Genomic DNA, 25,417 nt, shown 5'->3' on the forward strand with positions numbered 1-25,417 from the left:
GATTTCAGGCAGCAGCTGGCCGCAGCGCCCCACAGGAGGTGCTGGCGTCACTGACTGCATGGAGAACTGCATTGCGCAGGAGCGGCCTGGCCACTCCTGCATCAGGCACTCAGCGGGCGGCCTTGATCGCCGCGGCGAGCTTCTTGGCCGCCTGCGCCGGGTCGGCCTTCGGATCGTTGATGTAGTTGGTCACCACATCGAAGATCGCACCCTGCACGGCCAGCGAGGTGGCCATGTTGTGCGCCATGCTCGGCTGCAGGCCACCGTTGCCGGCATCGGCCAGGAAGTCCTTGGCCGAGGCCTGGGCGCAACTGTCGAAGTCATACTTGGTCATGTTGGCCAGCATGTCCTTGCGCACCGGGATCGAACCCTTGTTGATGCTGAAGACCTTCTGGAAGTCTTCGCCCAGGGCGACGCGGGCGAGGTCCTGCTGGGCGGCGATGTCGCCCTTGCGATCGGCGTTGAGCTTGAAGATCGCCAGGGAATCGACGTTATAGGTGAAAGCCTTGTCAGTGCCAGGGAAGGCTACGCACTGGTAGTCCTTGCCGGCGATCTTCTTGGCGGCAGTCCACTCGCTCTTGGCCCAGTCGCCCATGATCTGCATGCCGGCCTTGCCGTTGATCACGTCGGCGGCGGCGATGTTCCAGTCACGACCGGCGCGGTTGGGGTCCATGTAGGTGGCGATCTTCTTCAGCTCGGTGAAGGACTTGACCATTTCCGGGCCGGTCAGAGCCTTGTCGTCCAGCTCTACCAGCGCCTGGTGATAGCCCTTGGCGCCCATTACCGAAAGCACCACGTTCTCGAACACGGTGCTGTCCTGCCACGGCTGCCCGCCATGGGCCAGCGGGATGAAGCCCGCCGCCTTGAGTTTTTCGGCGGCAGCGTAGAATTCGTCGAGGGTGGTCGGCGCCTTGTCCACGCCGGCCTTTTTCATGACTTGCGGGTTGATCCACAGCCAGTTGACGCGGTGGATGTTGACCGGCACGGCGACGTACTCGCCGTCGTACTTGACGGTATCGGAGACGGTCTTGTCGAGCAGCTCGTCCCATTTCTCCTGCTTGGCAACCTCGGTCAGGGTGTCGGTGGACAGCAGGCCCATGGCGCCCCACTCCTGAATGTCCGGCCCCTTGATCTGCGCCACGCCAGGCGGGTTACCCGCCACGGTACGACTCTTGAGCACGGTCATCGCAGTGGCACCGCCACCGCCGGCCACGGCGCCGTCTTTCCAGGTGAAACCGTCTTTTTCGACTTGTGCGCGCAGGACGTCGACAGCGGCCTTTTCACCGCCGGACGTCCACCAATGCACGACTTCCACCGAACCTTTGGGGTCGGCGGCCATGGCGGTGAGAGGAAACAGGGATGCGAGGGCGACAGCAGCAGCGAGCTGGGACAGAGAATTCATCGGTTCAACCTTTTTGTTGTTATGCGGGTGCAGATCTTTGCCTGCGCGTGAAGGCAGTCTAGCCAAGCGGATATTCCTCTTTGGTAACGAAGGGATGCGCGATGGTCACCGAATTGTGACATTTGATAGCGTTTGGATATCTCGGCAAAAGCGGCCGCAGCCGCAAAGGCGCCTACTCGATGCGCGGCAGGCACAGGGTGACGCGCAGACCGCCGTCGCGAATGTTCTGCAAGCTCACCTCGCCGCCATGGCTGTGGGCGATGTTGCGTGCAATGCCCAGGCCCAGGCCGTAGCCGGGCTGGTTGGAGGCCAGCCGCACGCTGGGTTCGAACACTTGTTCCAGGCGCTGCTCCGGCACGCCGGGGCCTTCGTCGTCGACATGCAGGACGAAGGCCTCGTCGCTGTCCTCGATGCGCAGGTGCGCGCGATGGCCGTACTTGAGGGCGTTGTCGATGAGATTGCCGATGCAGCGGCGCAGCGCCAGGGGCTTGCCAGCATACGGCGCCTGCGCGGTGCCGTAGACGATCACCCGCCCCTCCCCACCGGGCAGCAGATACGGCTCGACCAGACAGTCGAGCAGATGGTTGAGGTCCACCGGCTCGATGTTCTCGTGGATGTCGGTGTCCTTGACGCACTGCAGGGCACCTTTGACCAGCAGCTCCAGCTCGTCGAGGTCGCGTTCGAAACGTGCTTGCAAGGCCGGGTCGTCGAGCAGTTCGACGCGCAGGCGCAGGCGCGTGATAGGCGTGCGCAGGTCATGGGAAATGGCGCTGAACAACTGCCCGCGCTCGGTCAGATAGCGGCTGATGCGGTTGCGCATGGTGTGGAAGGCGCGGCTGACCTCCTGCACTTCGCTGCCGCCGCCTTCGATCTGCGGCGCGCTGTCGACATCCAGGGACAGGTCGCGGGCCGCGCGCGCCAGGCGCTTGAGCGGCCGGCTCTGCCAGTGCACCAGCAGGCCGATGAACAGCAGCAGGAAGGCGCTGGTCAGGGCGATGGACCAGACCTGCTGCACCGGTGGCTGGGGATCTTCCAGCAGGGTGTAGGGCTCGGGCAGCAGCGAAGCGATGTACAGCCACTCACCGGGGGCCATTTCGATCTGGGTGACCAGCACCGGCGGATTGACCGGCTCCAGGGTCAGCGCGTAGTGGGCCCAGGAGCGCGGCAGTTCATCAAGCTTCAGGCCGCTGTTGAACAGCCGCAGGTCGTCCGGGCCGACGAACCACACGGCGATGCGCAACTGCCGCCCCAGCGACTGACGCAACACGTCGTCGACGGTCTGGATCACCGCGTCCTTGCGCGGCGTGGCGGGCAGCTGCTGCATGTCCAGCGGGTGTTCGTTGAGCGAGACCACGAAGCGCGTACCGCCCATGCTGCGCAACTGGTCCAGCACCAGGGGGCGGTAGCTGACCGGCAGGGAGCGGAAGTAACTGACACTGGCAGCCATCGAATAGGCCAGGCTGCGCGCGCTGTTGAGCAGCCCTTCCATCTGCGTGGCCCGCAGCTGCGACAGCCAGATGACGCTGGACAGCGCCTGGCCGAGCAGCACCGCCAGCAGGGTGAGCAACAGCATGCGCCCGAGCAGCGAGCGCGGCAGCGGCAGGCGCCGCCCGCCGAACAGCTTAATGGCCGTGGCCCGGCTGGACGGTGGCGGCCAGCAGGTAGCCACTGCCGCGCACCGTGCGGATCAGGCGCGGTGGTTTTTCCGTATCACGCAGGCGCTGGCGCAGGCGGCTGACCGCCATGTCGACGATGCGCTCCAGCGGCATCGGCTCGCGGCCACGGGTGGCGTTGCCGATGGTGTCGCGGTCGAGGATCTGTTGCGGGTGGTCGAGAAATAGCTTGAGCAGCGCGAAGTCGGCGCCGGAGAGAATCACTTCTTCGCCATCGTTGTGGAACAGCCGGTGGCTGACCATGTCCAGGCGCCAGTCGTCGAAGACCAGGATCTCGCCAGCCGGGCGCTCCTGGCCGAACTGCGCACGACGCAGCAGCGCCTTGACCCTGGCCAGCAGCTCGCGGGGGCTAAAGGGTTTGCCCAGGTAATCGTCGGCGCCCAGCTCCAGGCCGATGACGCGGTCGGCCTCGTCGGAGCTGGCGGTGAGCATGATGATCGGCACATGGGGCTGGCGCGGATGCTGGCGCACCCAGCGGCACAGGCTGAAGCCGTCTTCGTCGGGCAGCATCACATCGAGGATCAGCAGGTCACCCGGCGCCTCGTCGAAGGCCTGGCGAAACTGCGCGCCATTGGCCGTAGCGCGCACCAGAAACCCGGCGCGGCTCAGGTAGGCTTCGAGCAGCTCACGAATCTCCTGGTCATCGTCGACCAGGAGAATGGTCTTGTTGGCAGCACTCAAGAGAGTCGTCCCTGTTAACCATGGTTTCTGTTATGGGGCACTCTGGGCCTTACGCCTGGCCAGGCAGGTCCGCCGCCTCGGCGGGCCGCTCGATGGCATCGCTGTCGCCAAAGGCCTGTTGCAGGGCCACGCCCGCGCCCGTCAGCCCCGGATATTCAGCGGTGGCCAGCCATACCGGCAAGCCCTTGCAATAGTCGCTCATCACGCCCTTCTCGCCCATGGCGCGCTGAAAGCCGCTGTTGCGGAAGAATTCAGTGAAGCGCGGCACCATGCCCCCGGCAATATACACCCCGCCCAGGGCGCCGAGGGTCAGCACGTTGTTGCCCACCACCCGGCCGAGAAACACGCAGAACTGCTCCAGCACCGCCGCCGCCACCGCGTCGCCCTCCAGGGCCGCCTTGGTGATCGCCGCCGGCGACTTGAGCTGCGCCTCGATACCGTCCAGCTCGCAACTGGCACGGTAAAGGTTCAGCAGACCGGCGCCGCTGAGCACGGTCTCGGCGCTGACATGCTCGTGGGTCGCCATCAGGCGCGTCCACAACAGGGCTTCGCGGGCCGTGCCGATCGGCAGGTTGACATGCCCGCCCTCGCCGGGCAGTGCCATCCAGCGACCGCCGCCGGTCTTGAGCAGGGTGCCGACGCCCAGGCCGGTACCCGGGCCGATCACCACGAAGGGCCGCTCCGGCTTGCCTTTGCCATGGCAGATGGTCAGGTACTCGTCGTCGCCCAGGCGGGTCATGCCCAGCGCCATGGCGGTGAAATCGTTGACCAGCAGCAGCTGTTCGATGTTCAGGTGCGAACAGAAGCCGGCACGGCTGAAGTGCCAGGCGCTGTTGGTGAACTGGAACTCGTCGCCGTCCACCGGCCCGGCGACCGCCAGGCAGGCATGGCTGACATCGCCGCGCTGCAGGTCGAGGTCCTGCAGGTACACCTCTACGGCCTGTTCCGGGCCGGGATAATCGGCGGTGGCGAATACCCGCACCGAGTGCAGCCGGTCATCCTCCCAAATGGCGAAACGCGCATTGGTCCCGCCAATGTCTCCTACCAGAGCCAGCTTCACTTGAGTCCCTCCAGGCTTGCGGTGAAGGCGCTGGCCCCCTGCTCCGCAGAGCTGAAGGCCTGGCGCATGAAACCGAACAACTCACGGCCACAACCCACGCTGCTGTCGATCTGCGCGGTGGCCGGTGTCCTGGCGGCCCATTCTCCCGGTTCGAGCAGAACTTGCAATGTTCCCTTGACCCCATCCACGCGGATCAGGTCGCCGTCGCGCACCAGGGCCAGCGGGCCGCCGTCGTAGGCCTCGGGGCATACATGGATGGCCGCCGGAATCTTGCCCGAGGCACCAGACATCCGCCCGTCGGTGACCAACGCCACCTTGAAGCCGCGGTCCTGCAGCACGCCAAGGAAGGGCGTCATCTTGTGCAGCTCGGGCATACCGTTGCAGCGCGGCCCCTGGAAGCGCATCACGGCGACGAAATCACGCTCCAGTTCGCCGGCCTTGAAGGCATCGGCCAGCGCCTGCTGGTCCTCGAAGACCCGCGCCGGCGCCTCGACCACCTGATGCTCGGGTGCCACCGCCGAAACCTTCATCACCCCGCGGCCCAGGTTGCCTTCCATCACCCGCAGGCCGCCTTCCGGCGAGAATGGCCGCGCCACCGGGCGCAGGATGTTCTCGTCGAGGCTGTGCAGCGGACCTTCGCGCCACACCAACTGGCCGTCTTCGAGAAACGGTTCCTGGGTGTAGCGACGCAGCCCGTGGCCGGCCACGGTGTTGACGTCTTCGTGCAGCAGGCCGGCATCGAGCAGTTCGCGAATCAGGAACGACATGCCGCCAGCGGCCTGGAAGTGATTGATGTCGGCCTTGCCGTTGGGATAGACGTGGCTGAGGGTCGGCACCACGTCGGAGAGTTCGGCCATGTCCTGCCAGGTCAGCAGGATGCCCGCCGCGCGGGCGATGGCCGGCATATGCAGGGTGTGGTTGGTGGAACCGCCGGTGGCGTGCAGGGCGACGATGGAGTTGATGATGGCCTTCTCGTCGACGATCTCGCCCAGTGGCATGTAGTTGCCGCTCTGCCGGGTCATGCGCGTGACCTGCTGCGCGGCCTCGACGGTCAGCGCATCGCGCAACGGCGTGTAAGGGTTGACGAACGACGCGCCGGGCAGGTGCAGGCCCATCACCTCCATGACCAGCTGGTTGGTGTTGGCGGTGCCGTAGAAGGTGCAGGTGCCCGGCCCATGGTAGGACTTCATTTCCGAGTCCAGCAGTTCCTCGCGGCTGGCCTTGCCCTCGGCGTAGCGCTGGCGCACGTCGGCCTTTTCCTTATTGGACAGCCCCGAAACCATCGGCCCGCCTGGCACCAGCAGGGTCGGCAGGTGGCCGAAGCGCAGCGCGCCCATCATCAGACCCGGCACGATCTTGTCGCAGATGCCGAGCATCAGCGCGGCGTCGAACATGTTGTGCGATAGCGCCACGGCGGTGGACATGGCGATGGTCTCGCGGCTGGCGATGGCCAGCTCCATGCCCGGCTCGCCCTGGGTCACGCCATCGCACATGGCCGGCACACCGCCGGCGAACTGGCCGACCGAGCCGACCTCGCGCAGTGCCTGCTTGATGCGCTCCGGGAAGTGTTCATAGGGCTGGTGGGCGGAAAGCATGTCGTTGTAGGCCGAGACGATGGCCACGTTGGCGGCGTTCATCAGTCGCAGGGTCTGCTTGTCGTCGGCCCCGCAACCCGCCACGCCGTGGGCGAAGTTGGCGCATTGCAGCCGCGCGCGCATGGGCTCGTCGCTGGCCGCGTCACGGATCAGTTGCAGGTAGCGCTGGCGGGTCGGGCGGCTGCGTTCGATCAGCCGTTGGGTGACCTCTAGGATGCGGGGATGCATGTGATGAACTCCAGGCTCGGGTCTATGGTTACCCGTAAAGGATGCGGACATTCACCGGTCTGCGGCAGGACGGAAAGCGGCACGACCAGGGACATGACAGTGGACCTTACAGGTTTGTATTTGTAGGTTTATGAAAATATTGCCACCAAAAAGGCTTGTTTTCTATTTTCATGAGAATAATCTTGTAATTCAAACAACAAATCGACTGAGGACGACTTCATGGCTCTTCGCATTGCAATCAACGGTTTTGGCCGCATCGGTCGTAACGTCCTGCGCGCACTCTATACCCAAGGTTATAGGCAAGACCTGCAGGTCGTCGCCATCAACGACCTGGGCAACAGCGAGATGAACGCCCACCTGCTGCGCTTCGACACCGTCCACGGCGCCTTTGCCGGCACCGTCGAATGCGACAGCGAAAGCCTGACCGTCAACGGTGACCGTATTGCGGTCAGCGCCATCCGCAACCCTGCCGAACTGCCGTGGAAGGCCCAGCAGGTCGATGTGGTGTTCGAGTGCACCGGGCTGTTCACCAGCCGCGAAAAGGCCGCCGCGCACATCGCCGCCGGCGCCCGCAAGGTGATCATCTCCGCACCGGCCCAGGGTGCCGATGCCACCGTGGTCTACGGCGTCAACCATGACGTGCTGCGCCAGTCGCACCAGATCATTTCCAACGCCTCCTGCACCACCAACTGCCTGGCCCCCGTGGCCCAGGTACTGCATCGTGAGCTGGGCATCGAAAGCGGCCTGATGACTACCGTGCATGCCTACACCAACGACCAGAACCTGATCGACGTCTACCACACCGATCCTTACCGTGCCCGTTCCGCCACCCAGTCGATGATCCCCAGCAAGACCGGCGCCGCCGAAGCCGTGGGCCTGGTGCTGCCGGAGCTGGCCGGCAAGCTCACCGGCATGGCGGTGCGCGTACCGGTTATCAACGTTTCGCTGGTCGACCTCACCGTGCAACTGCAGCGCGATACCACTGCCGATGAAGTCAATGCGCTGATGAAAGAAGCCAGTCAACACTCCCGCGTGCTGGGCTACAACAACCTGCCGCTGGTGTCCCACGACTTCAATCACAACCCGCTGTCGTCGATCTTCGACGCCAACCACACCAAGGTCAGCGGACGCCTGCTGAAGGTGCTGGCCTGGTACGACAACGAATGGGCGTTCTCCAACCGCATGCTCGACAACTGCCTGGCGCTGCACAACGCTTCCTGAGCGGCAAGCTGCAAGCAAGAGTGAGTCGCCGCCTGTGCGAAGCACTTGAACTTGCAGCTTGAAACTTACGCTATTGATAAGCATTATCATCGGCTCGTTTTCCGTGCGAGCCTTCCCGTGCCCCACTCTCGCTTCAACGCTGTGTTTCAGTCCCAACGCGACGTGCTGCTGAAAATCCTGCAGCGGATGGTCGGCAGCCGCAGCACCGCCGAAGACCTGCTGCAGGAAACCTGGCTGCGCGTCACCCGTGCCTTGAACGAGCGCGGTGTCGAGCACCTCGAACCTTTCGTCTACCAGACCGCCCGCAACCTGGCCCTCGACCACCTGCGCGCCCGGCGCGTCCGTCAGCGCACCCTGGTGGAGGACGTGTCGCCCCAGGAGCTGGAGAGCGTCGCGGCGCAGCTGGGCTCGCCCGAGGACTGCGCACATGCCCGGCGCCTGCTCGACAGCCTGGGCGCGCGCCTCGGCCAGCTCAGCCCACGCCAACAGCGGATCTTCGTGCTCAGCCGCCTGCACGGTTGCAGCTACCAGGAAATCGCCGATGCGCTGAATGTCTCGCCCAGCACCGTGCAGAAGGAGCTGAAGCTGATCATGGCGATCTGCATCGGCGTCATCGCCAGGCTTGACCCCGCCTGAGCGCTCACCAAAACTGCCCTCCATTCAAGCTTCTCCGAGGATGACCGTGGCCGTACCCCCTCATCGCCCGCAAGGACCTGCCGCCCGGGCAGCGGACCAGCGCGCAATGGATCAGGCCCTGGACTGGCTGATCGAACTGGAAAGCGCCGATGCCGTCCAGCAGGCGCGCTTCCAGGCCTGGCTGCGCGCCGACCCGGCGCATGCCGAAGCCTTCGCCCAGGCCGAGGCGATCTGGAACGGCCAGGTGATACGCGACACGGCCAATGCCCTGGGCACCCGCACCTCACGCCGGCAGCGCCTGCGCGCCTGGATTCGGCCGATGGTCGCGGCTGCCGTGCTACTTGGCATCGGCTACGGCATCGACCTGCCGCTACGCCTGCAAGCCGACCACCTCACCGTGGCCGGCGAGCGCCAGCGCCTGCAACTGGCCGACGGCTCCAGCGTGCTGCTCAATACCCGCTCGGCATTCTCCAGCCAGATCGACAGCCAGCATCGCGAAGCACGCCTGTACGAGGGCGAAGCCTTCCTCGACGTTCCCGAAGCCCGGGGCCTGCCCCTGGAAATCGCCGCCGGGCCGCTACGCGTCAGCACCCAGGGTTCGGCGCTGTCGCTGCGTTACCTGGATGGCCAGGCCAGGGTGCAGGTACAACGCGGGGCGGCGGATATCCATGCCGCCTCGGGGGGCGCGCGCCTGCGCCTGGCGGCCGGTGATAGTGTCAGCCTCGGGCCGGACGGGCTCGGCCAGCGCCAGCGCCTGGACCCGGCTCGCGACCTGGCCTGGGTGCAGGGACGCCTGGTGTTCGACAACTGCCCGCTGGGCCAGGTCCTCGACGAGCTGCGCCGCTACTACCCCGGCCTGATCGTCACGGCCAGCCCGACCCTGGCGAAGGTCAACGTCACCGGCAACTACCGCCTCGATGACCCGCTGGATGTGGTGCGCTCACTGGCGCAGGTCACCTCGGCGAGCCTTCACGAGCTGCCCAGGCTGCTGATCCTCAACTGAAATCCCGCTGCGGCGCACTCCCCAATCGAAATCTTTTTACGTGGTTTGCGGCGGTCGTTCGTCTAGTCATGGCCAATGCAACTGATTCGCATTACAAGCCATCAGCCATGACTCAAAAAAGATGCACGACAGGGAGCCCTTTCCGATGCCATCCGCCGTTTCATCCTCTGCTCATCCTTGCGCCAGGTTCGCTCCATCGTTGCTCGGCTTGGCCCTGCTGGCCGCAGGATTGCCAGTGTTTCCGGCGTTCGCCGCGGAAGCCGCGCCGGTCGCACAGCACAGCGCCGGCCAGTATCGCTTCAACATCGCTCAACAACCGCTGGCCACCGCCCTCAACGAATTCAGTCGGGTCACCGGCTGGCAGGTGGGCGCCACGTCGGACCTGACCCGCAACACCACCTCGCCCGGCGCAGAAGGCCAGCTTTCCGCCGAACAGGCACTGGAGCGGCTGCTGGCCGGCACCAGCCTGAGCTATCGCCGCGCCGGCACGCAGAACGTCATCCTGCAGCGCCGTGCGGCGAACGGCATGCTGGAACTGCAGCAGACCACCATCAGCGCCACCCGCCAGGCCCAGGACATCACGGCGGTCAGCAGCACCGTCAGCGTGCAGGGCCGCGAGCAGCTCGACCGCGACAACGTGAACAGCATCCGCGACCTGGTGCGCTACGAACCGGGGGTTTCGGTAGGCGGCGCCGGCCAGCGTGCCGGTACCAGCGGCTACAACATCCGCGGTATCGACGGCGACCGCATCCTCACCCAGGTCGACGGCGTCGAGGTGCCCGACCGCTTCTTCAGCGGCCCCTACGCTCAGACCCAGCGCAATTACGTCGACCCGGAAATCGTCAAGCGCGTGGAAATCCTCCGTGGCCCGGCTTCGGCCCTGTATGGCAGCAGCGCCATCGGCGGCGTGGTCAGCTACTACACCCTGGACCCCGACGACATCATCAAGGCGGGCCGGGACTCCGGCGCGCGGCTCAAGGCCGGCTACAGCTCCGCCGACGACAGCTGGCTGACCTCGGCGACCCTGGCCGGGCGCCACGATGACGTCGACGCCCTGCTGCACCTCAGCCAACGCAATGGTCACGAGACCGAATCGCACGGCGGCCGCGGCGGCGACGGCCTGACGCGCACCCAGGCCAACCCGCAGGACGTGCGCAGCACCAACGTGCTGGCCAAGCTGGGTTGGAACTACGCCGACGACGACCGTCTGGGCCTGACCTACGAGCGCTACAAGGATGACCGCGACACCAACCTGCGCAGCGCGGTCGGTGGCCCCTTCAACGCCGGCAGTGGCCTGGGCATGTATCAGTCACGGCTGGGCAACGACACCATCAGCCGCGAGCGTTTCGGCATCGACCAACGCCTGGCCCTGGACAGCCGGCTGGCCGACCAGTTGAAGTGGAGCCTCAACTACCAGAATGCCAAGACCGACCAGTCCACCGACGAGCGCTATTTCCCGTTCTCCCGGGATGTCTATCGCACCCGCGAGACCACTTACCGGGAACGCCAGTGGATCTTCGACCTCCAGGCCGACAAGGCCTTCAGCCTGGGCGCTACCGAACATCAGCTAACCTACGGCGCCACCCTCAAGCAGCAGAAGGTCACCGGGCTGCGCAGCGGCTTCGGCACCTGCGCACGGGTGTTCGGTTCCTGCCGCGCGGTGGGCGCCGACAGCCCCGGCGATCGCCTGCTGCCGACCAGCGACTTCCCGGACCCGACCCTCACCAGCCGTGCGCTGTTCATCCAGGACCAGATCGCCTGGAACGCCTGGACCTTCACCCCCGGACTGCGTTACGACCACACGCGCCTGGAACCGAAGCTGACCCCGGAATTTCTCAATTCGCTGAGCGCCGAAGACCGCAGCCAGGTCCAGGAAAGCGAGCGGACCTGGCACCGGGTATCGCCCAAGTTCGGCGTGACCTACGCCTTCGATAAGCACTACACCGGCTACGGGCAATACGCCGAAGGCTTCCGCACGCCGTCGGCCAAGGCACTGTATGGACGCTTCGACAACCCCAGCCTGGGCTACTCGGTCGCGCCCAACCCCAACCTCGACCCGGAAAAGAGCAGAAGCCTGGAAACCGGCCTGCGGGGCCGCTTCGACACAGCCTCGTTCGATGTCGCGGTGTTCTATAGCAAGTACCGCGACTTCATCAACGAGGACGCCCTGAGCCCGGGCTACGATCAGGTGACCTTCCAGTCCAGCAACATCCGCCACGCCACCATCAAGGGCGTGGAACTCAAGGGCCGCCTGGAACTGGCAGGCCTTGGCGCACCACAAGGCCTGTATACCCAGGCGGCGCTGACCTACCTGCATGGCCGCAACGATGACAGCGGCCAGCCGCTCAACAGCATCAACCCGCTGACCGGAGTATTCGGCCTGGGCTACGAGCAGGACACCTACGGCGGGCTGCTGAGCTGGACGCTGGTCAAGCGCAAGACCCGCGTGGACGACAGCACTTTCCACACCCCCGATGGCGTCTCCAGCCAGTTCAAGACGCCAGGCTTCGGCGTGCTGGACCTCAGCGGCTACTACAAGCTCAGCCAGGACCTGACCCTCAGCGCCGGCCTGTACAACCTGACCGACAAGAAATACTGGCTATGGGATGACGTGCGCGGCTACGACGGCGTAGGCGAAGCCGGGGTGACCGCTCCGGCCAATCTGGATCGCCTGACCCAGCCTGGGCGCAACTTCAGCGTCAACCTGGTGTGGGACATCTGAGCACGCCACAGCGGGTCGCGCAGCTGGCGCGGCCCACGCTTTTTTTACGCGCCAGCCGGCGCCCATTCGTCTAGTCAACAGCCCACCTGCCCCCTACAAGGATGATTCGATGAGCAGCACCGAACTTCGCTCGCAACGCCTGAACCAGATCACCCACGAACCGCATGCGCGCCTCGACCAGCTGGTCAAGGCCCACGCGCCCTTCGCCAGCCTGCCCGGCTATACGCGCTTCGTGAAGGCCCAGTACCTGTTCCAGAACGAACTGCAGGCCCTTTATCGCGACCCGCAACTGGCCATCCTGATCGGCGACCTGCCGCAACGCTGTCGCGCCGCCCAGGCCGCCGCCGACCTGGCAGACCTCAACGCGGCGCTGCCGGCCGGCTTGCCAGGCGCCGTACAGCAGCCGAGCCAGGCCGAGGCGCTGGGCTGGCTGTTCGTGTCCGAGGGTTCCAAGCTCGGCGCAGCCTTTCTCATCAAGCGCGCCGAGGCCCTGGGCCTGAGCCAAAGCTTCGGCGCCCGTCACCTGGGCGAACCCGAAGGCGGCCGCGCAGCCGGCTGGAAAAGCTTCACGCGTATGCTCGACACCCTGCCGCTGACGGCCGAGCAGGAGGCCGAACTGGACCGGGGCGCCCTGGCGGCCTTCGAACGCTTTACCGTTCTGCTGGAGCATGCCTATGCCGACGCGCCACAGGCCGAGACGGTCCAGGCATGACATTGGCGACCAGCCTGTTAAGCTTGCCGGGCTTTCAAGTCCACCGATCATGACCATGACCTACAGACCACCCGGCTCACGACTCTCGCGCCTGCTCTTCGGCATCCTCGCCTATACCAGCCTCGGTATAGGCATCATCGGCATTTTCGTGCCCGGCCTGCCCACCACCGAGTTCGTGCTTCTGGCGGCCTGGGCAGCCACGCGCAGCTCGCCGCGGCTCAATGCCTGGCTGGAGAACCACCGGCTGTTCGGGCCGATGCTGCGCAACTGGCGCAATGGCCGCCTGGTCTCGCGGGCCAGCAAGATCAGCGCCACGATCAGCATGCTGGCCTGCGCCATCCTCATGCTGTGCCTGCTCAAGCATGTCTGGTGGCTGTACCTGGCGATCGCCGGCATGGCCATGGGCAACCTGTGGATCTGGTCGCGGCCAGAGCCCCCCAGGCAGCCGCAACTGACCGACGACAATCGCTGAACCCGCCCGGCAGGGTAGTGTCTACCCCGACACATACACCTGCCCGCGTGGGAGCCCGTCCATGTTCGAGCCTGGCCATCTGCATATCGTCCACAGCGCACTGCAAAAGACCGATCACAGCTTCGACATTCATCTGCGCTACCAGAAAGTCGAGGATCCCGCCGAAGGCACCTGCATGAGCTTCGACATGCAGGGCGAGATCGACGGCAAGGCGTTCAACGAGACCTTCGTGCTGCCCCGCGACCTGGCCTTCAACTTCGCCCACGAAGCCAGCCGCATCGCCATCCGCCATGGCCTGCCCAATCCCGCCGGGCTGCCCATTGCCCAGCACGCGGATTACGACCGGATGTTCGAAGACATTCGCGCCCAATTGCATGCCAGGTCCGGCGAACCGGTGAAGCCCGAACACCTGGAGCGCTGATCCGCACGGACCGGTCGACAAGTCGTCACCACGCGATAACCAGACAGCATCGGTACAGGACTTGCCCGTCGCGCCAAGGCATACTGGCGTCCTCTTCGGCTGCCCTCTTTAGCCCGCCATGCGCATCCATGTCTGTTTCATCGACCGTGTCGGAATAACCCAGGAAGTGCTGGCCATCCTTGGCAGCCGCAACTTGAACCTCGATGCAGTGGAGATGGTGCCGCCGAACGTGTACATCGATGCACCGACGCTCAGCCACAAGATGCTCGAAGAACTCAAGGACGCGCTGTTTCGCGTGCGGGGCGTCGAGGCCATCACGGTGGTCGACATCCTCCCCGGCCAGCGCCGCCACTTGCAGCTCGATGCCTTGCTGGCCGCCATGACCGACCCGGTGCTGGCCCTGGACAGCGCGGGCCAGGTGCTGCTGGCCAACCCGGCGCTGGTGGCGCTGATCGGCCGCGAGCCGGCCGGCGAATCGCTGGGTACGCTGCTCGACGACCCCGACCTGCAGGCCGCCTTGCTGGACAACGGTTTCCGCCTGCCGATGCGCGAGATCACCCTGGCCGGCCAGGCGTTGTTGCTGGAAGCCACGCCCATCACCGAAGCCGGTGGGCTGGTGACCCTCTACCCGCCCAGCCGCATCGGCGAACGCTTGTCGGCGCTGCATCATGACCATGCCGAAGGCTTCGACGCCCTGCTCGGCGAGTCGGCGGCGATCCGCACCCTCAAGGCCCGCGCCCAACGGGTGGCGGCCCTCGATGCGCCGCTGCTGATCGGCGGCGAGACCGGCACCGGCAAGGAGTTGGTGGCGCGGGCCTGCCACGCTGGCAGCGCCCGGCATGGCGAACCTTTCCTGGCGCTGAACTGCGCCGCGCTGCCGGAAAACCTCGCCGAGAGCGAGCTGTTCGGCTACGCACCAGGGGCGTTCACTGGTGCGCAGCGCGGCGGCAAGCCGGGCCTGATGGAGCTGGCCAACCGTGGCACGGTGTTTCTCGATGAGATCGGCGAGATGTCGCCGTATCTGCAAGCCAAGCTGCTGCGCTTTCTGAACGACGGCAGTTTCCGCCGGGTAGGCGGTGACCGCGAAGTGAAGGTCGACGTGCGCATCATCAGCGCCACCCACCGCGACCTGGAAAAGATGGTGGCCGAGGGCAGCTTCCGCGAAGACCTGTTCTACCGCCTGAACGTACTCAACCTGCAGGTGCCACCCTTGTATGAACGTGGCCAGGACGTCCTGCTGCTGGCGCGCTTCTTCATGCAGCAGGCCTGCACGCAGATCCAGCGCCCGCTGTGCCACCTGGCCGCCGACGCCCAGGCCGCCCTGCTCGGCCACCGCTGGCCGGGCAACGTGCGCCAGTTGCAGAACGTGATCTTCCGCGCTGCCGCGGTGTGCGACGGCAACCAGATCGGCCTGGCCGACCTGGATATCGCGGCGGGCGTGGCGGCCAGACAACCGTCCGAGACGGTCGACAGCCTGGAGCATGCCGTGGAGCGCTTCGAGAAAGACCTGCTCAGCCGCCTGTACAGCGACTATCCCTCGACCCGCCAGCTGGCCGCACGCCTGGGCACCTCGCATACGGCCATCGCCCACCGGCTGCGCAAATACGGTATCGGCGCCCGAGCCTGACGCGCTGCACACCAAACGGAATGAATTCAATACACCGTATCGAATTCATTCCATTGCAGGCTGCCTCACGTCGATCAAGGCGTTGATCCTCCAGCCATTTCCCCGTGCCTGGCGATCCGTATCGATTTCGTTACAGCGACCCACCCCTCGGCTTCTGCAGAATCAACCCAAGCCATTGATAAACAAGGAATAAAAGGTTCTGGCCGCAAATTTGCTTAATCAGACTCATAACGCATGCCCATGCAGCATGCACCTGCCCCCTAGGAGTCTTTATGAGCGAGTTGCGATTCACCGTAGAACACGAATGGCTGAGGGCCGAAACCGATGGCAGCATCACGGTCGGCATCACTCCTTATGCCCAGAATTCCCTCGGTGATGTGGTCTTCGTACAGCTCCCCGAATTGCAGGCCTACACTCAACACGCCGAAGTCTCGGTGGTCGAGTCGGTAAAGGCCGCCAGCAGCATCTACATGCCCCTCGACGGTGAAGTGGTCGCGGTCAACGACGCGTTGTCCGACACCCCCGAGCTGGTCAACGAGGATGCCCTGGGCGCAGGCTGGTTCTTCCGCTTCGTGCCTGCCGACGCCGATGCCATCCACACCTTGCTCGATCAGGACGCCTATGACCGCCTGATCCAAGCCAACGCGCAAGCCTGAGGAGCACGTCATGAGTGATCGTTTCGAGCTGGACACTGCCAACGAATTCATCGCCCGCCACATTGGGCCACGGGCGGCAGACGAGCAGGCCATGCTCCAGACCCTGGGCTTCGATTCGCTGGAGGCCCTGAGCGCCAGCGTGATCCCCGACAGCATCAAGGGCACCAGCGTAATGGACCTGCCGGCCGGACAGAGCGAAGCCGACGCCCTGGCCTCGCTCAAGGCCATCGCCGGCCGCAACCAGCTGTTTACCCATTACATCGGCCAGGGTTACTACAACACCCACACGCCGGCGCCGATCCTGCGCAACCTGCTGGAGAATCCGGCCTGGTACACCGCCTACACCCCGTACCAGCCAGAGATTTCCCAGGGCCGCCTGGAAGCCCTGCTGAACTTCCAGACCCTGATCAGCGACCTGACCGGCCTGCCCATCGCCAACGCCTCGCTGCTCGATGAAGCCACCGCCGCCGCCGAAGCCATGACCTTCTGCAAGCGCCTGAGCAAGAACAAGGGCAGCCAGCATTTCTTCGCCTCCAGCCATTGCCATCCACAGACCCTCGACGTGCTGCGCACCCGTGCCGAGCCACTGGGCATTACCGTGGTGGTCGCCGACGAGAACGAGCTGGGCGATATCAGCGACTACTTCGGCGCCCTGCTGCAGTACCCGGCCAGCAACGGCGACGTGTTCGACTACCGCGAACTGATCGAACGCTTCCACGGCAGCAACGCCCTGGTCGCGGTCGCCGCCGACCTGCTGGCGCTGACCCTGCTGACCCCGCCCGGCGAATTCGGCGCCGACGTGGCCATCGGCACGGCACAGCGCTTCGGTGTGCCGCTGGGCTTCGGTGGACCGCACGCCGCGTATTTCTCGACCCGTGATGCCTTCAAGCGCGACATGCCAGGCCGTCTGGTCGGCGTTTCCGTCGACCGCCACGGCGAGCAGGCACTGCGCCTGGCCATGCAGACCCGCGAGCAGCACATCCGCCGTGAGAAGGCCACCAGCAACATCTGCACCGCTCAGGTGCTGCTGGCCAACATTGCCAGCATGTACGCCGTCTACCACGGCCCCCAGGGACTGACCCGCATCGCCAACCGCGTGCACCGCCTGACCGCGATCTTCGCTGCCGGCGTCGCCCAGCTGGGCCTTGAGGTGGAACAGGCGTTCTTCTTCGACACCCTGACCCTGGCCAGCGGCCCACGCACCGCCGACCTGCATGCCCGCGCCCAAGCCCAGCAGATCAACCTGCGGGTGATCGACAGCCAGCGCCTGGGTCTGTCGTTCGACGAAACCACCACCGTCGAAGCCGTCAAGGCCCTGTGGGCGCTGTTCGCCGACGACGGCCAGACGCTGCCGGACTTCGACGCCCTGGCCGCCAGCACCCACTCGCGCCTGCCGCATAGCCTGCTGCGTGAGTCGGCGATCCTCGAACACCCGGTATTCAATCGCTACCACTCGGAAACCGAGCTGATGCGCTATCTGCGCAAGCTGGCCGACAAGGACCTGGCGCTGGACCGCAGCATGATCCCGCTGGGTTCCTGCACCATGAAGCTCAACGCCGCCAGCGAAATGATCCCGGTCACCTGGGCCGAGTTCGGCAGCCTGCACCCGTTCGCCCCCGCGTCGCAGAGCACGGGCTACAAGGCCATGACCGACGAGCTGCAGGCCATGCTCTGCGCCGCCACCGGCTATGACGCCGTGTCGCTGCAGCCCAACGCCGGCTCCCAAGGCGAGTACGCCGGCCTGCTGGCGATCCGCGCCTATCACCAGAGCCGTGGCGACAACGACCGCGACGTATGCCTGATCCCCTCCTCGGCGCACGGCACCAACCCGGCCACCGCCCAGATGGCCGGCATGCGCGTGGTGGTGACCGCCTGCGACGCCCGCGGCAACGTGGACATCGAAGACCTGCGCGCCAAGGCCGAAGAACACCGCGACCGCCTCGCCGCGCTGATGATCACCTACCCTTCGACCCACGGCGTGTTCGAAGAAGGCATTCGCGAGATCTGCGCCATCGTGCATGACAACGGCGGCCAGGTGTACATCGACGGCGCCAACATGAACGCCATGGTTGGCCTGTGCGCCCCCGGCAAGTTCGGTGGCGACGTCTCGCACCTCAATCTGCACAAGACCTTCTGCATTCCTCACGGCGGTGGCGGCCCGGGCGTTGGCCCGATCGGCGTCAAGGCGCACCTGGCGCCGTTCCTGCCCGGCCATGCGCACATGGAGCGCCAGGAAGGCGCGGTATGCGCCGCGCCGTTCGGCAGCGCGAGCATTTTGCCGATCACCTGGATGTACATCCGCATGATGGGTGGCGAAGGCCTCAAGCGTGCCTCGCAGATGGCCATTCTCAATGCCAACTACATCGCCCGCCGCCTGGAAGAGCACTACCCGGTGCTGTACACCGGCAGCAACGGCCTGGTCGCCCACGAGTGCATCCTTGACCTGCGCCCGCTCAAGGACAGCAGCGGCATCACCGTGGACGACGTGGCCAAGCGCCTGATCGACTTCGGCTTCCACGCGCCGACCATGTCCTTCCCGGTGGCCGGCACACTGATGATCGAGCCGACCGAGAGCGAGTCGAAGGAAGAACTCGACCGCTTCTGCACCGCGATGATCGCCATCCGCGAAGAGATCCGCGCGGTGGAAAACGGCACCCTGGACAAGGAAGACAACCCGCTGAAGAACGCACCGCACACCGCGGCCGAACTGGTCGGCCAGTGGAGTCATCCGTACAGCCGCGAACAGGCGGTGTATCCGGTGGCCTCGCTGGTGGACGGCAAGTACTGGCCACCGGTCGGTCGTGTCGACAACGTCTATGGCGACCGCAACCTGGTCTGCGCCTGCCCGTCCATCGAGAGCTACCAGCAAGCCTGACCTCTCGCCCTCACGCCAGCCTGCCCGCCCTGCGCGGGCAGGCCCTGCGAATCTCTTGTGGAGTCGATCATGTCCGAGCAATCCCTGCGGGTGACCCCGCTGCACGCTCTGCACCGTGAACTGGGCGCGAAGATGGTGCCCTTCGCCGGCTACGAAATGCCGGTGCAATACCCCCTTGGCGTCATGAAGGAACACCTGCACACCCGCGAACAGGCCGGCCTGTTCGACGTGTCGCACATGGGCCAGATCCTGCTCGGCGGCGCCGAGGCCGCCAGCGCCCTGGAAAGCCTGGTGCCGGTGGATATCGTCGATCTGCCGGTAGGCCTGCAACGCTATGCACTGTTCACCAACGAGGCCGGCGGCATTCTCGACGACCTGATGGTCGCGCGCCTGGCCGACGACCAGTTGCTGCTGGTGGTCAACGCGGCGTGCAAGGAACAGGACCTGGCGCACTTGCGCCAGCACCTGTCAGGCCGCTGCCAGATCGAAGAACTGTTCGAGAGCCGCGCCCTGCTCGCCCTGCAGGGCCCGGCAGCGGTTACCGTGCTGGCGCGCCTGGCACCCGAGGTGGCCGGCATGACGTTCATGCAGTTCGCCCGCCGGAACATTCTCGGCAGCGACTGCTACGTCAGCCGCTCGGGCTACACCGGTGAAGACGGTTTCGAAATTTCCGTGCCCGCCGCCGAAGCCGACGCATTCGCCCGCCGCCTGCTGGCCGAGCCGGAAGTCGAGGCCATCGGCCTGGGCGCCCGCGACTCGCTGCGCTTGGAAGCAGGCCTGTGCCTGTATGGCCACGACATGAACGCTGCGACTTCTCCCGTAGAGGCCAGCCTGCTCTGGGCGATCTCCAAGGCGCGGCGCAGCGATGGCGCGCGGGCCGGCGGCTTCCCGGGCGCGGCGACGATCTTTGCCCAACAGCAGGACGGCGTGGCGCGCAAGCGCGTCGGCCTGCTGCCTCAGGAACGCGTTCCGGTGCGCGAAGGCGCGCAGATCGTCGACGAGCAGGACCGTCCTATCGGCGAGGTGAGCAGCGGCGGCTTCGGTCCGACCCTGGGCGCGCCAGTGGCAATGGGCTATTTGGACAGCGATCACAGCGCGCTGGCGACCACTGTCTGGGCGGTGGTGCGCGGCAAGAAAGTGCCGATGAAAGTGACAAAAATGCCTTTCGTGACGCCACGTTATTTCAGGGGCTGATAAAGGCGTCAATAAAACAGCTCGAGGAAGAAAATCGTCACGGTTCTGTCGATGTTCTTTCATGACGATGCAACAGTTCTGTCGGCCTGATTCATGCACCGTGAAAGTGCAGGAATCAGACCAGGCATGAGCCGTGCCCCAAGGCGGTGTGCATTCCGTGTGCCTTGCCTCAGCCCTTTGAAATACGGGGTTTCGCGGGGCTTGTTTTTGTAACGAGAGTTGGCGTAGAGTTCCCTGACTGTGTTTGCAAAGGTCGCTGAATCGGGACCTGGGCAGTAGCTCAAAGACTTGCTACATCCCGTTCTACGTTTCTTACTTCCTGCAACCAGCTCCAGTACTCTTGCGGCTCCAATGCCGTAAAAGGCTGTCATTAAATTCAAGCGTCAAGGAAATAAGAAAATGTCTCAACGTCAGAGCGGCACCGTCAAGTGGTTCAACGACGAAAAAGGTTTTGGTTTTATCACTCCTGAGAGCGGTCCGGATCTGTTCGTGCATTTCCGCGCGATTCAGGGCAGCGGCTTCAAGAGCCTGAAAGAAGGCCAGAAAGTGACTTTCATCGCCGTGCAAGGCCAGAAAGGCATGCAAGCTGACGAAGTCATCGCAGAAGCCTAAGCAGCTGCGTGATCGCCAAAAGCCCCTGGTATTGACGTACCAGGGGCTTTTTGATTTCTGTCTCCCGGTACCATGGCACTTCCCACTGCCCAGCCAGCGAGACCTCGATATGCCCTCCCGCCCGCTACAACCCCAAGGCCACTTCGCGCCTGCGCACCTGCTGCGCCGCCTGGCAGCCATCGCCTACGACCTGCTGCTGTGCCTGGCCGTGCAGATCGTCACCGCCTTCGTCTACAAGCTCATCTGGATGGCATTCGTGGGTGAGGCCCGTCTGCGCGAGCTGAGCGATGCCGGCGCCACGGACGGCGACCCGCTGCTGTCATCGCTGCTGCTTCTGGTGACCTTCGGATTCTTCGCCAAGTTCTGGACCCATGGCGGGCAGACGCTGGGCATGCAGGTATGGGGTGTGCGGGTGCAGAATGCCGACGGCAGCGCGATCAGCCTCACCCAGGCGCTGCTGCGCTTCATGGTGGCCATCGCTTCGGCGTTGTGCCTGGGGTTGGGCTTTCTCTGGTGCCTGTACGACAAGCAAGGGCGTACCTGGCACGACATCTATTCCAATAGCCAGTTGGTCAGGTTGCCACGGCGTACGGCAGCCTGATCAGCCCACGGGGCCTTGGACCAGGCCCCGTGGATACGCAAGCCTCAGCCCGCGCGGCGCAGCAGCCAGACACCCGCCAGGGCGCAGATACTGGCCGGCACCAACACCGCGAACAGCGGCGAGAAGCCGAACACCAGGCTGGAAGGCCCCAGCAGGTCCTGGAAGATGCGGAAGGTGAAACCCACCAGCACACCGGTGAACACTCGCTGGCCGAGGGTCACCGATCGCAACGGGCCGAAGATGAACGAAATGGCCATCAGCACCAGGGCCACGGTAACCGCCGGCTGCAGCACCTTGGTCCAGAACGCCAGCCAGTAGCGGCCATTGTTCAGGCCCTGGTCGGCCAGGTAATGGGAATAGCTCCACAGGCCGCTGATCGACAGCGATTCGGGTGGCATGATCACGGTGCTGAGCAACTGCGGGCTGAGGGAAACGTCCCAGCGCTCGCTCGGCTCCTGGATGACCTCGGTGTGATCCTTGCGAAAATGCGTGGTGCTGATGTCGGTCAGCTCCCAGTAGTTTTCGTGGTATTTGGCCTGGCGCGCGAAACTGGCGCTCAGCATGTGGCGCTGCTCGTCGAAACGGTAGCGGGTCACGCCGTACATCAGGCCGTTGGGCTGCACGCTGTTGATGTGGATGAACTCGTCACCCTGGCGGTGCCACATGCCGTGCTTGGCGCTTTGCGCATCGCCCGTACCCTGGGCCAGGGAGCGGTCGGCCTGGGCCTTGCTCTCGGCAGCGGGGGCAACGTATTCGCCGACCAGTATGCCCACCAGCATCAGCGCCAGCATGGGCTTCATCACCGCCCAGGCGATGCGCGCGATGGACACCCCGGCCGCGCGCATGATGGTCAGCTCGCTGCTGCTGGCCAGGGTGCCGAGGCCGATCAGGCAGCCGATCAGTGCGGCCATGGGCAGCATGTCGTAAACCCGTCGCGGGGCCGTGAACAGCACGAAAGAGCCGGCGTCGAGCAGGGTGTAGCTGTCGCTCAGGTCGCCCATCTCATCGATGAAGGCGAACAGCGAGGCCAAGCCGAGGATGATGCCCAGCACCGCCAGAATGGCCATGAAGACACTCTTGCCGATGTAGCGGTCGAGTTTAACCACGGCTCACCTCCACACCTGCGCGACGCCCCGCCAGCCGCAACCTTAGCGGCTCCCAATAGATCAGCCCCAGGCCGATCAGCAGGAACAGGGCGTGGACCCACCACATGCCCAGCGCCATGGGCAGCTTGCCCTTTTCCAGCGCGCCACGAACGGCGATCAGAATCGTCAGGTAGGCCATGTACAGGAGGATCGCAGGCAGAAGTTTCAGGTAGCGACCCTGGCGCGGATTGACGCGGGCCAGGGGCACGGCCATCAGGGTCACGATGAACACCAGGATCGGCAGCGAGATACGCCAGTGCAGCTCGGCCTGGTAACGCGGGTTGTCGTTGCCGAACAGCTCGCGGGTCGGGATCGCATCGCGCTCGGTCACTTCCTCGCTGATTTCCGGCTTGGGCAGCAGCGCACCATAGGTGTCGTACTGGATGGCGCGGTAGTCGGCCTGGCCGGGATTGCCGTCGTAGCGGTAGCCGTTCTCCAGAACCAGGAAGCGGCTGCCATCGGGGCGCACTTCCTGGCGCCCCTTCTCGGCGACCAGCACGGTGATGCTGCCGTCATTCTTTTTATCGGCGCCAAGGCGCTTCTCGGAAATGAACACACCGCCCAGCTGGGTGCGGTCTTCGGACAGCTCCTGGGTGTAGGTGATTCGCGTGCCGTCGCGCAGCGCCTGGAAGCGCCCCGGCACCAGGGTGTCGAACTCGGTCAGGGCGTCCTGCTTGTTGATCAGCAGGCCGAACTGCGCGGCGCCCTGCGGGGCCAGGCTGAAACTCAGCCAGGCCACCAGCAGCGCCACCACCAGCGCCGGGCCCATGGTGAAGGCCAGCAGACGCTGCTGGCTCATGCCGGTGGCGGCCAGTACGGTCATTTCGCTTTCCAGGTACAGCCGGCCGTAGGCCAGCAGGATGCCCAGGAACAGCCCCAGCGGCAGGATCAGTTGCAGGAAGCCGGGCAGGCGGAAGCCCATGATCATGAACAGTACGCCAGGGTCCAGGGCCCCGGACGCCGCCTGCGCGAGGTACTTGATGAAGCGCCCGCTCATGATGATGACCAGCAGCACGGCGCTGACGGCGCTCAGTGTAACCAGCACTTCCCGGGACAGATAACGAAAGACGATCAAACCAGACACTCCAGATTTGCCAGGCAGCGGCTGCCGGACAAGGAAAAAGACGAGCCACGGTAAAGGAGGCGGCAGAGGGACTGCGCGCTCCGGCAAAAATATGCGGCATTATCCTGTGATTGACTGCTTCTGTCACTTCGCGTCGGGGATAGTTCGGTCATCCATGTCCTACGAACGTCCCGTGGGGTTGTCAGCGGTCGCCCGGCAGGGTCAAACTGCGGGTCCGCTCATACGCCAGGCCCGCAGACGGGCCTCGCCGCACAGATTTCTTTTCGCAAAGCTCAGTCATTCGGGGACCCGACATGGAATTGGTTGTCAAAAGCGTCAATCCAGAAACCTTGAAAACCGCCACCCTGGTCGTCGCCGTGAGCGAAGGCCGGGTTCTGGGCACGGCGGCCAAGAGCCTCGACGCCCTGAGCGGCGGCGCCCTGAGCGCCGTGCTCAAGCGCGGCGACCTGGCCGACAAGGTCGGCCAGAGCCTGGTGCTGCACAACCTGCCCAACCTCAAGGCCGAGCGCGTTCTGCTGGTCGGTGTCGGCAAGGATGAAGCGCTGTCCGACCGCCAGCTGCGCAAGGTCATCGCCGGCGTGCTCTCGACCCTCAAGAGCCTGGGCGGCAGCGATGCGGCCCTGGCGCTGGACGACGTCAAGGTCAAACACCGCGAAACCTATGGCAAGACCCGCCTGCTGGCCGAAAGCCTGCTCGACGGCGAATACGTGTTCGACCGTTTCAAGAGCCAGAAGGCCGAAGCCCGCCCCCTGAAGAAAATCACCCTGCTGACCGCCAAGGCCAGCGTCGCCGAAGTCGAAAGCGCCGTCAGCCATGCCCACGGCATCGCCACCGGCATGGCGCTGACCCGCGACCTGGGCAACCTGCCACCGAACATCTGCCACCCGACCTACCTGGGCGAACAAGCCAAGGCACTGGGCAAGGCGCACAAGAACCTCAAGGTCGAAGTGTTCGACGAGAAGAAAATCAAGGAGCTGGGCATGGGCTCGTTCCTGGCCGTGGGCCAGGGCAGCGCCCAGCCACCGCGCCTGATCGTCATGCAGTACCAGGGTGGCAAGAAGAGCGACAAGCCCTACGTGCTGGTCGGCAAGGGCATCACCTTCGACACCGGCGGCATCAGCATCAAGCCGGCGGCCAACATGGACGAGATGAAGTTCGACATGTGTGGCGCCGCCAGCGTGTTCGGCACCGTACGCGCGGTGCTGGAGCTGAACCTGCCGATCAACCTGGTGGGCATCGTCGCCGCCGCCGAGAACATGCCCAGCGGCACCGCCACCCGGCCAGGTGACATCGTCACCACCATGAGCGGCCAGACCGTGGAAATCCTCAACACCGACGCCGAAGGCCGCCTGGTGCTGTGCGATGCCCTGACCTATGCCGAGCGCTTCAATCCGCAGGCGGTCATCGACATCGCCACCCTGACCGGCGCCTGCGTAGTCGCCCTGGGCGCCCATACCTCGGGCCTGCTGGGTAACAACGACGCGCTGATGAACCAACTGCTGGACGCCGGGAAGCTGGCCGACGACCGTGCCTGGCAATTGCCGCTGTTCGACGAGTACCAGGAACAGCTGGACAGCCCGTTCGCCGACATCGCCAACATCGGCGGGCCGAAAGCCGGCACCATCACCGCCGCCTGCTTCCTGTCGCGCTTCACCAAGGCCTACGACTGGGCGCACCTGGACATTGCCGGCACCGCCTGGCTGAGCGGCGGCAAGGACAAGGGCGCCACGGGCCGCCCGGTACCGCTGCTGACCCAGTACCTGCTGGATCGCGCCGGCGTCTGATCCCTACCCCATG

Annotated in this window: 21 protein-coding genes; 14 read left to right on the forward strand and 7 right to left on the reverse strand. The window is 65.1% G+C overall.

The annotated features are described in order from the left end of the window. Window positions 1–109 precede the first annotated feature (109 nt). The 5 genes from QZ497_RS04030 to edd form a co-directional block, all read right to left on the reverse strand. Entirely contained in the window at window positions 110–1,402 is a 1,293-nt protein-coding gene (locus QZ497_RS04030) for an ABC transporter substrate-binding protein (protein WP_295471275.1), read from the reverse strand. A gap of 172 nt (window positions 1,403–1,574) precedes the next feature. Next, window positions 1,575–2,975: an ATP-binding protein gene (locus QZ497_RS04035; protein WP_295471579.1), complete on the reverse strand. Its 1,401-nt coding sequence runs from the start codon at window positions 2,973–2,975 to the stop codon at window positions 1,575–1,577. Window positions 2,976–3,024: 49 nt separating this feature from the next. Then, entirely contained in the window at window positions 3,025–3,756 is a 732-nt protein-coding gene (locus QZ497_RS04040) for a response regulator transcription factor (protein ID WP_295471276.1), read from the reverse strand. 49 nt (window positions 3,757–3,805) lie between these two features. Beyond that, the gene (locus QZ497_RS04045; protein WP_295471278.1) at window positions 3,806–4,816 is read right to left on the reverse strand and encodes a glucokinase; all 1,011 of its coding nucleotides are present in this window, start codon (window positions 4,814–4,816) and stop codon (window positions 3,806–3,808) included. Next, window positions 4,813–6,639: a phosphogluconate dehydratase gene (gene edd, locus QZ497_RS04050; RefSeq protein WP_295471279.1), complete on the reverse strand. Its 1,827-nt coding sequence runs from the start codon at window positions 6,637–6,639 to the stop codon at window positions 4,813–4,815. Before edd ends, QZ497_RS04045 begins: the two co-directional genes overlap by 4 nt. Window positions 6,640–6,858: 219 nt before the next feature. On the opposite strand from edd, the gene gap reads away from it, so the two are divergent. The 13 genes from gap (at window position 6,859) to QZ497_RS04115 (ending at window position 21,391) form a co-directional block, all read left to right on the forward strand. Beyond that, entirely contained in the window at window positions 6,859–7,860 is a 1,002-nt protein-coding gene (gap, locus tag QZ497_RS04055) for a type I glyceraldehyde-3-phosphate dehydrogenase (RefSeq protein ID WP_295471281.1), read from the forward strand. 117 nt (window positions 7,861–7,977) lie between these two features. Then, the gene (locus tag QZ497_RS04060; RefSeq protein ID WP_295471283.1) at window positions 7,978–8,496 is read left to right on the forward strand and encodes a sigma-70 family RNA polymerase sigma factor; all 519 of its coding nucleotides are present in this window, start codon (window positions 7,978–7,980) and stop codon (window positions 8,494–8,496) included. Window positions 8,497–8,602: 106 nt separating this feature from the next. Next, window positions 8,603–9,499, forward strand: coding sequence for a FecR domain-containing protein (locus QZ497_RS04065; RefSeq protein WP_295471284.1), 897 nt, complete (start codon window positions 8,603–8,605; stop codon window positions 9,497–9,499). Between the two features lie 145 nt (window positions 9,500–9,644). Continuing rightward, window positions 9,645–12,221, forward strand: coding sequence for a TonB-dependent receptor (locus QZ497_RS04070; protein ID WP_295471286.1), 2,577 nt, complete (start codon window positions 9,645–9,647; stop codon window positions 12,219–12,221). Between the two features lie 109 nt (window positions 12,222–12,330). Next, window positions 12,331–12,933, forward strand: a complete 603-nt coding sequence (locus QZ497_RS04075; RefSeq protein ID WP_295471288.1) for a biliverdin-producing heme oxygenase — start codon at window positions 12,331–12,333, stop codon at window positions 12,931–12,933. A gap of 1 nt (window position 12,934) precedes the next feature. Beyond that, entirely contained in the window at window positions 12,935–13,405 is a 471-nt protein-coding gene (locus QZ497_RS04080; RefSeq protein WP_295471581.1) for a YbaN family protein, read from the forward strand. 61 nt (window positions 13,406–13,466) lie between these two features. Next, entirely contained in the window at window positions 13,467–13,826 is a 360-nt protein-coding gene (locus tag QZ497_RS04085) for a DUF5064 family protein (protein ID WP_295471289.1), read from the forward strand. A gap of 118 nt (window positions 13,827–13,944) precedes the next feature. Further along, complete coding sequence (locus tag QZ497_RS04090; RefSeq protein ID WP_295471291.1) at window positions 13,945–15,453, forward strand: sigma-54-dependent transcriptional regulator; 1,509 nt, start codon at window positions 13,945–13,947, stop codon at window positions 15,451–15,453. 272 nt (window positions 15,454–15,725) lie between these two features. Then, window positions 15,726–16,109 carry a glycine cleavage system protein GcvH gene (gcvH, locus tag QZ497_RS04095; protein ID WP_295471293.1) on the forward strand — a complete coding sequence of 128 codons (384 nt, stop codon included), beginning with the start codon at window positions 15,726–15,728 and terminating at the stop codon, window positions 16,107–16,109. A 10-nt stretch (window positions 16,110–16,119) separates the two neighbouring features. After that, window positions 16,120–18,984, forward strand: coding sequence for an aminomethyl-transferring glycine dehydrogenase (gene gcvP, locus QZ497_RS04100; protein ID WP_295471294.1), 2,865 nt, complete (start codon window positions 16,120–16,122; stop codon window positions 18,982–18,984). Between the two features lie 69 nt (window positions 18,985–19,053). Further along, the gene (gcvT, locus tag QZ497_RS04105; RefSeq protein WP_295471296.1) at window positions 19,054–20,178 is read left to right on the forward strand and encodes a glycine cleavage system aminomethyltransferase GcvT; all 1,125 of its coding nucleotides are present in this window, start codon (window positions 19,054–19,056) and stop codon (window positions 20,176–20,178) included. 399 nt (window positions 20,179–20,577) lie between these two features. Then, on the forward strand, window positions 20,578–20,790 hold the full coding sequence (locus tag QZ497_RS04110; RefSeq protein ID WP_285861563.1) for a cold-shock protein: 213 nt from the start codon (window positions 20,578–20,580) through the stop codon (window positions 20,788–20,790). Between the two features lie 109 nt (window positions 20,791–20,899). Further along, a complete protein-coding gene (locus tag QZ497_RS04115) occupies window positions 20,900–21,391 on the forward strand; it encodes an RDD family protein (protein WP_295471299.1) in 492 nt (163 codons plus the stop codon). 44 nt (window positions 21,392–21,435) lie between these two features. Here QZ497_RS04115 and lptG read toward each other — a convergent pair whose 3' ends face one another. Next, the gene (gene lptG / locus QZ497_RS04120) at window positions 21,436–22,497 is read right to left on the reverse strand and encodes an LPS export ABC transporter permease LptG (RefSeq protein WP_295471301.1); all 1,062 of its coding nucleotides are present in this window, start codon (window positions 22,495–22,497) and stop codon (window positions 21,436–21,438) included. Next, the gene (lptF, locus tag QZ497_RS04125) at window positions 22,490–23,611 is read right to left on the reverse strand and encodes an LPS export ABC transporter permease LptF (protein ID WP_295471303.1); all 1,122 of its coding nucleotides are present in this window, start codon (window positions 23,609–23,611) and stop codon (window positions 22,490–22,492) included. The genes lptG and lptF overlap by 8 nt, the downstream gene beginning before the upstream one ends. Window positions 23,612–23,913: 302 nt before the next feature. Between lptF and QZ497_RS04130 the strand changes: the two genes are divergently transcribed. After that, on the forward strand, window positions 23,914–25,404 hold the full coding sequence (locus QZ497_RS04130; protein WP_295471305.1) for a leucyl aminopeptidase: 1,491 nt from the start codon (window positions 23,914–23,916) through the stop codon (window positions 25,402–25,404). Window positions 25,405–25,417: the final 13 nt, after the last annotated feature.

This window comes from uncultured Pseudomonas sp., assembly GCF_913777995.1.
Classification (GTDB): Bacteria; Pseudomonadota; Gammaproteobacteria; order Pseudomonadales; family Pseudomonadaceae; genus Aquipseudomonas.

Excerpts from the sequence above, each read along its gene's own strand:
- QZ497_RS04030 (WP_295471275.1), bottom strand. The coding sequence starts at position 1,402 with ATGAATTCTCTGTCCCAGCTCGCTGCTGCTGTCGCCCTCGCATCCCTG.
- QZ497_RS04035 (WP_295471579.1), bottom strand. The coding sequence starts at position 2,975 with ATGCTGTTGCTCACCCTGCTGGCGGTGCTGCTCGGCCAGGCGCTGTCC.
- edd (WP_295471279.1), bottom strand. The coding sequence starts at position 6,639 with ATGCATCCCCGCATCCTAGAGGTCACCCAACGGCTGATCGAACGCAGC.
- gap (WP_295471281.1), top strand. The coding sequence starts at position 6,859 with ATGGCTCTTCGCATTGCAATCAACGGTTTTGGCCGCATCGGTCGTAAC.
- QZ497_RS04065 (WP_295471284.1), top strand. The coding sequence starts at position 8,603 with ATGGATCAGGCCCTGGACTGGCTGATCGAACTGGAAAGCGCCGATGCC.
- QZ497_RS04070 (WP_295471286.1), top strand. The coding sequence starts at position 9,645 with ATGCCATCCGCCGTTTCATCCTCTGCTCATCCTTGCGCCAGGTTCGCT.
- QZ497_RS04075 (WP_295471288.1), top strand. The coding sequence starts at position 12,331 with ATGAGCAGCACCGAACTTCGCTCGCAACGCCTGAACCAGATCACCCAC.
- QZ497_RS04085 (WP_295471289.1), top strand. The coding sequence starts at position 13,467 with ATGTTCGAGCCTGGCCATCTGCATATCGTCCACAGCGCACTGCAAAAG.
- QZ497_RS04090 (WP_295471291.1), top strand. The coding sequence starts at position 13,945 with ATGCGCATCCATGTCTGTTTCATCGACCGTGTCGGAATAACCCAGGAA.
- gcvH (WP_295471293.1), top strand. The coding sequence starts at position 15,726 with ATGAGCGAGTTGCGATTCACCGTAGAACACGAATGGCTGAGGGCCGAA.
- gcvP (WP_295471294.1), top strand. The coding sequence starts at position 16,120 with ATGAGTGATCGTTTCGAGCTGGACACTGCCAACGAATTCATCGCCCGC.
- gcvT (WP_295471296.1), top strand. The coding sequence starts at position 19,054 with ATGTCCGAGCAATCCCTGCGGGTGACCCCGCTGCACGCTCTGCACCGT.
- QZ497_RS04110 (WP_285861563.1), top strand. The coding sequence starts at position 20,578 with ATGTCTCAACGTCAGAGCGGCACCGTCAAGTGGTTCAACGACGAAAAA.
- QZ497_RS04115 (WP_295471299.1), top strand. The coding sequence starts at position 20,900 with ATGCCCTCCCGCCCGCTACAACCCCAAGGCCACTTCGCGCCTGCGCAC.
- QZ497_RS04130 (WP_295471305.1), top strand. The coding sequence starts at position 23,914 with ATGGAATTGGTTGTCAAAAGCGTCAATCCAGAAACCTTGAAAACCGCC.